Raw genomic sequence first — 12,124 nt, forward strand, 5'->3', positions numbered from 1 at the left:
CCCATGTGAGAGTAGGGAACCGCCAGGTTATTATTAAGTGAAGAAGCCACCCTTTGGGTGGCTTTTTTGCGTTTGGGAGAAAAGAAAAACCATTCTGATTCACCACTCTCCTGATATCTTCTTTGCTCTTCTGACGCTATAAGACAGGCTGATTTTGTCTCTTTAGGGCACTGTGCGACAAAAATAAAATATTAAAAAAGCCATCACATGGCTGATGCGACTCCCTGAACAATTCCCGCAATCGGGAAACTCAGAACGTATTATCCTGTGGTCACACTCTGCCCGGATTTCAAAGCTCATCGCAGCAGCTACAGGAGCTGTATAACATCAGTCATGGAAAGAGGCTTCGGGATGAAGCAGACCGGGAGGCAGACTCATGAACACATTGTTATCCCGGATCACCTTACGCATCAGTTCGCAGTAACAGTACCCAATCAGATATGATGCGGAAAATGTGGGGAACGCCCTCCGGAGTGATGTTCCGCAACGATCATAGCAGAGACTATATAAGCAGATAGTTCAGGCAGTTACTGAGGTGATGACGGATCAGTTTGAGTATGAACAGGTGCGGAGACTACTCTGTTGATATGAAGCCGGAAACTTTCGTACCGGTAACAGAAGGTGGCCGGACTGTGAGGCTAATTATTCCGGAGCATGGGCAAGATCCATTGAAAAAGGGTTTCATGATAAACATGAAACCCTTTCTGTTCCGGCCACCGGGTCTTTAAATGGCCGGAATTAACTGTAACGCAGATTTTTAGCCCCTGATCATAAATCAGAAGTTATAACGGATACCAATCTGTCCGTTGATTGGTGAATAAACCGCATCACCGGCAATGTGCTGTAATTCCATGAACATATTCACGTTGTTATAGCGGGCATTGAAACCGGCACCGAATTTACCGGTACTGCCGGATAAATCCAGGTTAATGGTGTTGTAACGGTTAAATTCAACTTCGTTACCGTCTTCATACTGATGATTCCAGGCTGCTTTCACATACGGGGAGAACATCAGGCCGTTATCAAAGCTGAAGTCTTTACCGGCATTGACACCTAGTTCGCTGGTGAATGAACGCTGATTTTTGATTTCAGCTTCCATTTCATTGCTCAGCGTGATGTTTTTGCTGCCCATCTGGTTATACGCTAACTGACCATACGGAGTGATAAAAATCTGATTACTGAAGGTAAAGGTATAACCGGTTTCCAGTGCCATCCCCCAGACAGAGGTGGAGTAATTGTCGCTGCTGACATCATAACCGTTAGTGGATGTTGTCTTCAGTTTATTATCAAAGTGGTTATATTTCAGTAATGCATCCGCATACCAGCCGTTGGTGTTCAGATAAGTGGCATAGGCACCGAAGGTATAGCTGTCGAGATCACTGGTACCTGCCCAATCATTTTTGACATCACCTCTATCAAACCCGGTGAAACCACCCAGAACCAGTTTGCTGTCACTGTTTAACGCTAACTGATAATCCGCACCCAACTCCAGACCGGCGTGTTTGAGTTTGTACTGAATCTGGTCTTTATCCACTTTGGTATTGCTGCCGATACCCTGCATCCAGAGACCGTTCTCAATACTGTCACTGGTACGCAGCATATGCAGGCGGGCACGCAGATGATCAACTTCGTTGTTGTACATCAGCTGCGGCGCGCTGGACAGTGCGAGTACCGCACGGGCACTTGGTGTAAGGCGATCGGTCGCGGTGAATGACCATGTGGTGTCATTGTTGGCACCGGTGCGGGTCTGAATATTATGAATGTAAGTACCGGCATCCATCAGATCAAGGATTTTGCCGTCCGCATCCTTCATACCAAAGACCGCATTACTGTCACCGGCCACGTTTTTCACATACGCGAAATCAGCAGACTGCGGACGGTTCAGAACGGCTTCTTTACCGGTATCCCGCTCAATGATGGTGACATAGTGCTGACCATAAGCATTATCAGTATTGATAAAGTCAGAATTACCATTGAGGATATTGCTGTTCATGGTGAAATCTAACGTGGTGTTATCATACTGCGCCGGATCATTATTACCCAGATTATTGATATTCATCTGAGTATGACCTGCCGGGTTGGTCCGGTGGTCAAAATTCACCGCTGCTTTACCGTTTAATTTACCGATAGTGACGGCATCGTGCTCCTGAGTGCCTTCATAAACGGTGACGGAACTTTTGCCTTTGGTCTGGCTCAGAGCAAGATCTTCCGCATACGCACCATTGGTGGTGGCAGCATACAGATCCAGATGGTTTTTGCCGTTAAAGGTAGTTTTGCCGGTTGCTTTACCATTAGCCTCAACAATCATATCGATATCGCCGTTGAGGGTATTATTTTTCGCTTCACCGCCATTTTCAACGGTTAAGTGAGAATTACCGGTCAGGGTGTTATCGGTAGCCAGGCCGCCTTTTTTGATCACCTGTTTAACGTTGTTCAGCACGTTGGTGGTTGCTGTGCCGCTGACAATCTGCAAGCCCGGTTTTTTGGCATCGGTATTATTGATTGTGTTGTTAACGGCAGTACCGCCGACATACTGATTACCGTCGGTGATGTCATTTTTAACCCCGGCCAGACCGCCTTTTTTAACAATCTGATTGGTATTGGTCAGTTTGTTATTGTTGGCGGTGCCGCTGATAACCTGCTCACCACGTTTATCTGCTTTGTTGGTGATGGTATTGTTTTCTGCAAAGCCATCTACATACTGACTGCCGTTGGTTATGTCGTTTTTAACACCGGCAGTGCCATTTTTGCCGACAAACTGATCGGTTTCAGTCAGTTTGTTATTGTTGGCGGTGCCGTTGATCATCTGCTTACCGCGGTTAGTGGCTTTGTTAGTGATGGTATTATTTTCTGCAAAACCATTCACAAACTGGCTGCCGTCAGTAATGTCATTCTTAACGGAGGCGATACCGTCTTTTTCAACACGCTGGTCAGTGTTGCTCAGGGTGTTATCTTCCGCTTTGCCGCGTACAACCTGGATACCGTGCTCAGCACCGGCATTATTGATAACGTTTTTAACGGCAACGCCGGTTTTTTCAATGATCTGATCAGCATTTTTCAGTGTGTTGTCAGTTGCTGTACCGCTGACTGCCTGATAGCCGTGTGTGCCGGTGGTATTATCAATACTGTTTGTAGTGGCTTTGCCGCTGACAGTCTGATTACCGTTGGTGATTTTAGTATTATCCGCTTCCCCGCTGACATTCTGATCACTGTTACGGAGGGTGTTATTTTTGGCAACACCGCCGGAAGAGATATCCTGATTAGCGTAATCAAAGGTGGAGTCGATTGCGAGACCATTACTGCCGACAGTCTGACCGGTATGTTTTACACCGGCAGTACCGGTAAAGGTTGCATCAAGGGATACCGCTTTTTTACCGTCTTTACCTTTGAGGTGTTGTGAGCTCTGCCCGTTAAACGTTGCACCTTGTGACAGTGAACGCTCACCGACATGCTGTTCAGCTTTGCCGTTAAAAGTATCACCGGTGGCAACCAGGTATTCACCTTTATCTGTACCTAAACGATCATCAGTAACATTGGTGCCTTTGATGGTTAATGTTGCACCATCGGTACCAATTTTTTTGACATCACCGATGCGGGACCCATCAAGATATTGTTTGGATTCATCATTGTAAGTACCGTTCCCGGTACTGATGGTGACTTCATCCCGGCGTTTATTGTCATAGCCGTTACGGTGAGATGTCAATGATGAGGTAAATTCAGATGGCTTTTCATAGCTGGCGCCACGATAATTTGAGTAAGCGTCACTGCCGGTAATCGTGACAACAGAGTTACCGTCAACAGTTAAATTGTCTGCCTTGCCATTGATGCGGACACTGGAATCGGTAACTTTCAGGGTGTCTACTTCTACTGGTGAATAAAAATACTTGTAATCATAGTGGACACCAATGGCGATAGGATTATTGTTATTATCCGTGCCATAAGAATAATACTGATTGCTTTCTGTGGCTGATTCACGACCGACAAATGTGGTTGTGTTCGGGCTATTAATGACGCTGCCTGTATATTTAATAGTATCGTTAGTGTGATTACCTCCGGTGATAACCGGGCCGGGAGTGTTATTGTTTATTTGAATGTTTTTATCGATAGTTGCCGCCACTCCCGCAGATACGGAAAGCGCACTAACTACCAATACGGTAATTTGTGAAAGTTTAAATTTCATAATAGTGGCCTGTGTTCGGAATAAAGGTAAAAGGGAAAAGATCCTAATACCTATTATTATCAGGTAATTATAGTGTGTTTACTACGCAGGAAATAAGGGGATTCCTATTGCAGATATCTAATGGTATGAATATGTTCTTATTTTATTTTTGCTGTGGGTATTTGCACTTAGACATATTATTTTCATTCTTGCTTATCTTAATTTTGGGTTGTTATTATTATTAAAATAATAATGAAAGTATCATTTTCATGGCGGTATATTTTACGTAAGATTAATTTTGAGGCATGTTATTTAAAAAAAGAATAAAAAGAAATGACGCTATTTAAATCGAAAGGTTATTAATTTTTTAAATTTACCGGGGTACTATCACTGCCGGAAGATTAAGTGTAAAAAATCATTTTTTCCGTGTGATGCTGCTCACAAAATTAACACTGCCCGGTCACCGGATTTTTATTTCAGCGATTGGTACACACTGTAACCGGCAACGGCGCCGGCAATATCCCAGACAAAATCTTTCACACTCCAGCCGGTACCACCCGGACGGCTGTCATAAAATTCTTTGGCGGCCCCCAGCGCAACGGAAAAACCGATGCCGAACTGTGCGCTGTGCCGGTGCTGCCAGTTCTGGTGATCGCCATAAGCATTAGCGGCAATCGCAGTTGCGGCTGAAAAGGCAAAATGCTGGGCTTTATCCCGCCCGGTCCAGCTGTCATTGGCCAGGTGCATCGAACAGCCGGCAGTCAGCAGCAGGCAGAAAGAGACTGTCAGACGGGTGCATAATGTAACGGACATAATTGTTCTCCGGGAAACTGATAAAAAAAATCCCGGCGGGTGCCGGGACGTTTATATCAGAGGATCCGGCTTATCAGGCGATCAAGACGGACACGGCGCAGACGGCGCAGCAGTTTTTTGATCTTAACCGGATAGTCACGGATATTATCCAGCTCAGTGTAGCTGCGGATAATAGTTGTATTGGTGCGGATATTGGCCAGCTCTTCCTGACGCTGTTCGTGCAGTTCCTGTTTCGGGTCACGGATAAGGATCGCATTTTCCAGATCCAGCCCCCAGGCGCGCGGGTTCAGGTTATTACCGGTGATCAGCTGCCACTGATTATCGACCCACATCCCTTTCAGGTGATAGGTGTTGTCGTCATCCTTCCACAGACGGATGGTCAGTTGCTCACTGTCGGAGAACCGCTGCAGGCGCTGCATAAAGCGGCGCAGGTTGATTTCATACAGATAAGGCAGCCCGCCGATAATTTTGAACGGCTCTTCCGGCGGAATATAGAAGTCATTGGCGGTTTTATCACCGATAATGATTTCCACCTGTTTTCCGTCCCGCAGCAGGCGGCTGATAATGCGCACCAGTGTTGACGGCAGATTGAAATACGGTGTGCAGATAACCACTTTTTCCTGTGCGGAACACATCAGGTGCTCAATGGTGTTATTGAGCATATTCTTTTTCCCGAGACCAATCAGCGGCGTAATGGCCAGCTGATCATCAGGCAGTGGCTGCGGGGTGAAGTGGTATGCGGCATGGCGCAGTTTCAGGCGGAAATCGCGGATCAGGTTTTTGATCTCCGGCGTTTTCACGCGGGTTTCGGTATCGAGTTTCTGTACCGCCGGTTCCGGCAGCAGCATTTCATCAATAAACAGTTTCATTGCCGCCGCCAGTTCCGGATTACGCAGGAAGTGGTAGCGGTCATAACGGTATTTATCATGCTGATACAGATAGACATTATTGACGCTGGCACCGCTGTAAATAACGGTATCGTCAATAATAAAACCTTTCAGATGCAGAACACCCAGCGCTTCACGGGTATTTACCGGTACGCCGAAGATCGGGATCAGCAGATCAGGGTGAGATGCCGCGACGGAGTGATACCAGTCGGCATTGGTGGCATTCGCTTCTGCACCGATACGCCCGCGCTGTGCGCGGTGCCAGTCAACAAAGACTTTGATATCCAGTTCCGGATTGGCTTTTTTGGCGGCATACAGCGCGTCAAGGAAATCCCGGCCCGCATCATCGTGCTCAATATATAACGCAGAAATATAAACGGTTTTCTTTGCACCGGCGATTTCTGCCAGCAGACGGCCTTTAAAGTCGCGGGTATGAAACAGCGTTTCAACATCATCCGCAGACTGTGCTAACTTCGGCAGTTGTGCAAGGTGCTGTTGGTGTTTCGCGGATTTGAATTTTGACAACATCACAGTGCGAATTATCTCTTTAGTTATAGGCGGCGGTTACGAAATAAACAGGTACCGGGCCGGTAATGAAAAGATGAACAGATCAAAGGATTATATCACCAGTTTGTCTGATTGTGCGCAGCAATTCACTTTCTGCTTAAGTGACGGTTAAGTCTGTGTCATATATCACGTTGTCCGTTTTTGACTATTGCACTGCGGCAATTTCAGAATTCAGGTGAAGTGTCAGGTTGACGATGCCATCCTCAAACTGTGTTTCGACGGTAAACCCGAGCTTTTTCGCCAGTTGGATCATATTGCGGTTCTCCGGCATGGTGATGGCAGTCAGCAGGAGGATGCCGCGTGATTTTGTGTAGGCGAGCAGTTTGCACATCAGCTGATAACCCAGGGTATTACCTTTCATATCTGACCGCACCAGCACAGCAAACTCCGCTTCCCGGTTATCCGGATCCGACATCGCCCGGGCAACCCCGATAATCTGACCGCCGCTGTCCACCGCCACAAAGGCCATTTCGCGGTCATAATCAATCTGGGTCATTTTTGCCAGGTCATCATGGGTAAATTCACTGATTTCACTGAAATAGCGGTAATAAAGATCTTCTTTGGTCACGCGGTCAATAAAGGCTTTCAGCAGAGGTTCGTCTTCCGGCAGAATAGGGCGGACATGCACAACCGCGCCGTCTTTTAACTGAAAATTCTCCTCCAGTTCTGCCGGATACGGGCGGATAGCCAAACGCTGACGACCATCACCGGCAGCCGGTGCCAGAGTCATGGTGGCATCCAGAACAGTAAATTCTGTACCGGAGGCGAGCAGCGGGTGTAAATCGAGCGTCACCACCTGCGGGCAGTCAATTATCAGGTTGGACACCTGTACCAGTACCCGGCTCAGACCCGCAATATCCAGCGGATTCAGGGCGCTGCCGGCCGCCAGTTTGTTATTTTTAATGGCGTGAATGACCAGATAACGGGCAAGCGCCATATTAAGCGGCGGCAGGGCAACAGCAGCAGGGGATTCATCATCCCACGGACGGCTGGCATCCCCCAGCATAATTACCGGGCCGAAAACCGCATCCTGGGTCACGGCAATCCGCAGTTCCTGTGCCCCGGCCCGGTTTGCCATCGACTGTACAATCAGCCCGTCTATCTGCGCATCGGGGAAGTTTTGTGTTACACGATCAATAATCGCCGCTGCCGACGTGGCGACTTCCTGTTTATCCCGCAGATAAAGCATCACGCCCTGGACATCCGATTTATGTGCGATATCCGGTGAGCGCAGTTTCAGCGCCACCGGGTAACCCAGTGTTTCGGCGATGGTGACGGCATCATCCGCAGAGTGGGCAATCCAGGTCGGCAGAATATTCAGCCCGTAAGCCTCCAGCACCGGCTCAACCTCATAGGTATCCAGCACGGTATGCTGACGGCGCAGGGCGCTGTCGATACAGTGATGTGCCTGCTGCCGGTTGGCGGTCAGTCCTTCGGACAATGCGGGGGTTTCTGCCAGCTGTTTCTGGTTGCGGCGGAATTCCACCATATGCATAAAAGCGGTCACAGCACCTTCCGGTGTGCGGTAAGTGGGGATCCCTGCCTCGCCGAACAGGCGGCGGGCTTCCTGTGAGGAGTATTCACCGCTCCAGTTGGTGAAAATCGTCAGCCAGCGGCTGCGCGGATGCTGCGCGATTGCGGCAATAATCCGGGCGGCGGTTTCTTTGCCCGGTGCAATGGCGCTCGGAGAATGGAGGATCAGCAGGGCATCATGATCGTGGCTGCCGAGCAGAATATTCAGGGTGGCGATATAGCGATCCACTGTGGCATCATCGCGCAGATCCAGCGGATTACTGATCACAAAATCATCCGGCAGCACCGCTGCGAGTGCAGCGCTGCTCTCATCGCTGAGACCGGCAATTTTCCCCCGGCGGCGGAACAGTTCATCCAGTGCCATTGCTGCCGGTGCCGCGCCGTTGCTCATAATGGCGAGACGTTCACCGCGCAGCGGCTTCATAAAGGTCAGGGTTTCCACGGCGGAAAACATTTCGTGGGTATCCTGCACCCGCAGCAGACCGGCGCGCTGGATTGCCGCATCATAGGCGATATCCAGGCTCGGCGTTTCACCGACCAGCAATTGTGTGCGCTGAGTGCGGCCGCTTTTGACCACCAGGATCGGTTTATTGCGTGAGGCACTGCGGGCGGCGGACATAAAACGCCGCGCATCATGAATATGTTCGAGGTAGAGCAGAATGGCACTGGTTTTGCTGTCGCGGGCCAGGAAATCCAGCATATCGTCGATATCAATATCCGCGCTGCTGCCGAGTGCGATAAAGTAGGAAAAACCGGTTTCCCGCTGTTGCGCCCAGTCCAGAATAGTGTTGGAGACAGCGGCAGACTGGGAAATAAACGCCAGCTTGCCTCTGAGCACCGGTACCGGGGAAAAGCTGGCATTCAGCCCCTGCCAGGGGGCAAGTAACCCCAGGCTGTTCGGGCCGAGCAGGCGGATATTATAGTGCTGGCAGGTCTGTTTCAGCTCGGCGGTCTGTGATGCCGGGGCGGAGAGAATAATCACTGCGCGGCAGCCGAGTTCACCGAGTTCATTCAGCAGGGCAATATTGCGTTTGGGGTGGGTACAGATAATGGCCAGATCCGGCACCAGCGGCAGATCAGCAACAGACGGATACGCCAGCACCCCCTGCACTGAGCGGCGTGACGGCGTGACCGGCAGAACCGGCCCGGCAAAACCGCCGCTGAGCAGATTGCTCATCATCCGGGAACCCGCCCGGTTGGGCTTTTCGGATGCACCGATAACCGCAATGGATTGAGGCCGGAGTAATGCTTCAAGGCCGCGCTGACTCATGGTGTTCTCCTCAGACCGGATTCCCGTGTGCTTTAATTTAGCCTAAAAGCAGCTCCTCTGCTCTGATTTGTGCCACCGGAAGATGTGACTTACCCTTCAAATACTGACGGCGGAAGCAGGTGAAGTGATCCAGCAACTGTTTTCCGGCAGCGGTATCACCGGCCATCATCAGTGCGGCGGCAGCAACTTCGGCGGTACAGTGCTGATCTTCCCGTGCCGCAACCCGCAGCAGATAATCTTTCTGCGCCAGATCGTTGATGGAGAGCAGCGGAATGTTATCGAGATACGGACTTTTACGGAACATTTTGCGCGCTTCCGGCCAGGTGCCGTCGAGCAGAATAAACAGCGGCGGCTTTGTATTTTCCGGCACATCACTGAATACCTGACGCGGTGGTGTGGCATACGCCTGCGGGAAAATCAGGTACGGCTGGCGGGTGTCATCTTTCAGGAGCGCGAGCAGAGCCTCGTCCGGTTCGGTGCGTGACCACAGAAAGGCCTGTGTGTCCGGCAGGATATCGGCGATAAGCTTCCCGGTATTGCTGGGTTTGAGCGGTTCGGTATCATACATCAGCAGGCAGAACTGACTACGCGCATCCCGGGTCTGTATGGTGTCACACAGACAGTTTTTTTCGGGTAATAAGCAGTAATTACAACGGACTACACGGCATCCCCGGGCACGGAAAACACGGGTGGATTGTGCCAGACGCCGCTGGCGTAACTGGTAAACAGAATTGGTCTTCATTTTTATCGGCTGGTTTCACAAAAAACAGTATGCATTGTACTGTTAACGCTGCACAATAGCATGATTTTTCGCGGGGGCGCCTGAGTTCAGTGCCTCCGGCGGGGGCGGCCGGTGATCATAACCGGCAGGTCCGGACGATATCGGGTAATCTTCGCCCCCGGAAATGGCGTGGGAGAAACACATGAACGACTCTTTAAATGGTAAAAACGGCAAAGTGAAAGTCATGTATGTCCGCAGTGAGGACAAACAGGACGATCAGAAAAAATCAGACAGACGCGGTGGCCGGGGATCAGATCGCGGCGACCGCAACAGCCGCGGCCCGCGCGGGGATCGCAATGAACGCAGCAATCGCGGAGAACGCAGTGACCGCAGTGACCGCAGTGATCGCGGCGAACGCAGAGGTCAGGGAAGTTATTCCGATGACGGTCGTTCACCGTGGAAAACGGTGTCCCGCCAGCCGTCAGAAGACGGAGAGGGGCTGATCCCGGATCACGGCGGTATCAGCGGCAAAAGCCAGATCGACCCGGCGCAGTTACGCCGTCAGCGTCAGGAAGAAACCCGTATTTACGGGGAAAATGCCTGTCAGGCCATGTTCCGCAGCCGTCCGGAGCGTATTGTGCGCGCCTGGTTTGTTCAGTCCGTCACACCGCGTTTCCGCGATGCCCTGAAATGGCTGGCGGCGAACCGCAAAGCTTATCATGTGGTGGATGAGGAAGAGCTGGCCAAAGCATCCGGTACCGAACACCACGGCGGTGTCTGCTTCCTGATTAAAAAACGCGGCGGTGTGAGTGCGGAAACCTATCTGGAAACTGCCGGTGAGCAGGATTGCGTGCTGGCGCTGGAAAACGTCGGTAACCCGCATAATCTCGGCGGTATTATGCGCAGTTGTGCTCACTTCGGTGTCAACGGTGTGATCCTCCAGGATGCCTCTGTGCTGGAATCCGGTGCGGCTGTCCGCACAGCGGAAGGCGGTGCCGAGCATCTGGTCGGGATTGATGCCGATGGCCTGACGGATACGCTGGATTTATTCCGCAAAAAAGGGTACGCCATCGTCACTACCTCCAGCCACAAAGGCAGCACCGATCTGGCGAAAGCCACATTGCCTGCAAAAATGGTACTGGTTCTGGGTGAAGAGAGTGACGGCCTGAGTGACGCAGTCTGGGAAGGCGGGGATATGCGTCTGTCAGTTGGCGGTACCGGTAATGTTGAAAGCCTGAACGTGTCCGTCGCAACAGGGATTATCCTGGCACGCTGGTGGCAGCAGAATAAAGTCAGCTGATACCCATTGATTATCGCTGATAAAACCCGGCATCCGCCGGGTTTGAGATTGCTGACAACGCAGGATAAAACGTGGTTTTTCCTGCTTTGTGTTATCAGCCGAAAATCAACAAATTGATTTTCCTGGTTTATTTCTACAACCTCTGGCGGTCGTTGCCAACCCCTGCGGGTTTGTCAACGGCCTGAAACCCGGCATCCGCCGGGTTTTTTAATTGATAAGGTGGAGTGTCAGCAGGTTTTTGATAGCGTCTGAGTCCAGTGCCCGCTGATATCTGCCGGGATCGCCGGTAAAACTGTCAAAAGGCCGCCAGCATGTAATCCGTCCGTCATCCACGGACAGTGTTCCGGCCATCAGTACATCACCTTTATTATTAATAATGTTCATGAATGTTTTTTCTGAAATATGATGCTGAAGATTATTTGTCGGTGACAGAGGTAATACGCAATCAACCTGGCTGAGATATTCAGCAAGAATATAAAAATAAACCTTGCCCCGCAGACATAAATAAATATCTTTCGTTATGTTATTGCGAAAATAATAATAATCATCAATTTTTGTCAAATGATAATCTGTCAGTATCGTTCCGTTATGTTTATTCTTATTACCCGGAAGATAGTTGTGAATATCCCACTTGGGGATATTACAGAGATTTATGAATTTATCTAACAATGCGCTCATGGATATCCTGCAGTTTGTTCACCTGTCTGTCAGCACACCAATCATAACGGCTGTGCGGGGATGCCTGCTATTAATATCAGATATTAATATTATAAAAAAACCATGCCGGAGCATGGTGCAAAAATGTGCATTAAAAATAAAAATTATGGCAAACAGTATTAATGATGCTAAATCATGGTCACACTCCTTTGTGAAT

At 49.9% G+C, this 12,124-nt stretch carries 7 protein-coding genes and 1 pseudogene; 2 read left to right on the top strand and 6 right to left on the bottom strand.

What is annotated here, in order from left to right:
- Positions 1–214 precede the first annotated feature (214 nt).
- A pseudogene (locus AB7038_RS18185) lies at positions 215–441 on the top strand (hypothetical protein); the annotation flags it as partial.
- 334 nt (positions 442–775) lie between these two features.
- Here the strand turns inward: AB7038_RS18185 and AB7038_RS15340 are convergent.
- The 5 genes from AB7038_RS15340 to AB7038_RS15360 form a co-directional block, all read right to left on the bottom strand.
- The gene (locus AB7038_RS15340; protein WP_369453611.1) at positions 776–4,180 is read right to left on the bottom strand and encodes an autotransporter outer membrane beta-barrel domain-containing protein; all 3,405 of its coding nucleotides are present in this window, start codon (positions 4,178–4,180) and stop codon (positions 776–778) included.
- A gap of 450 nt (positions 4,181–4,630) precedes the next feature.
- Complete coding sequence (locus AB7038_RS15345; protein WP_072871321.1) at positions 4,631–4,972, bottom strand: YfiM family lipoprotein; 342 nt, start codon at positions 4,970–4,972, stop codon at positions 4,631–4,633.
- A 56-nt stretch (positions 4,973–5,028) separates the two neighbouring features.
- On the bottom strand, positions 5,029–6,387 hold the full coding sequence (pssA, locus tag AB7038_RS15350; RefSeq protein WP_368890288.1) for a CDP-diacylglycerol--serine O-phosphatidyltransferase: 1,359 nt from the start codon (positions 6,385–6,387) through the stop codon (positions 5,029–5,031).
- A gap of 184 nt (positions 6,388–6,571) precedes the next feature.
- The gene (locus AB7038_RS15355) at positions 6,572–9,229 is read right to left on the bottom strand and encodes a bifunctional acetate--CoA ligase family protein/GNAT family N-acetyltransferase (protein WP_368890285.1); all 2,658 of its coding nucleotides are present in this window, start codon (positions 9,227–9,229) and stop codon (positions 6,572–6,574) included.
- Positions 9,230–9,266: 37 nt separating this feature from the next.
- Positions 9,267–9,971: a tRNA-uridine aminocarboxypropyltransferase gene (locus AB7038_RS15360; protein WP_024474199.1), complete on the bottom strand. Its 705-nt coding sequence runs from the start codon at positions 9,969–9,971 to the stop codon at positions 9,267–9,269.
- A gap of 181 nt (positions 9,972–10,152) precedes the next feature.
- On the opposite strand from AB7038_RS15360, the gene AB7038_RS15365 reads away from it, so the two are divergent.
- The gene (locus tag AB7038_RS15365; RefSeq protein WP_368890284.1) at positions 10,153–11,250 is read left to right on the top strand and encodes a tRNA/rRNA methyltransferase; all 1,098 of its coding nucleotides are present in this window, start codon (positions 10,153–10,155) and stop codon (positions 11,248–11,250) included.
- Positions 11,251–11,457: 207 nt separating this feature from the next.
- Here the strand turns inward: AB7038_RS15365 and AB7038_RS15370 are convergent, their stop codons facing one another.
- Positions 11,458–11,634: a hypothetical protein gene (locus AB7038_RS15370; protein WP_175547163.1), complete on the bottom strand. Its 177-nt coding sequence runs from the start codon at positions 11,632–11,634 to the stop codon at positions 11,458–11,460.
- Between the last annotated feature and the right edge of the window lie 490 nt (positions 11,635–12,124).

It is taken from the genome of Morganella morganii, from assembly GCF_041099235.1.
Lineage (GTDB): Bacteria > Pseudomonadota > Gammaproteobacteria > Enterobacterales > Enterobacteriaceae > Morganella > Morganella morganii_E.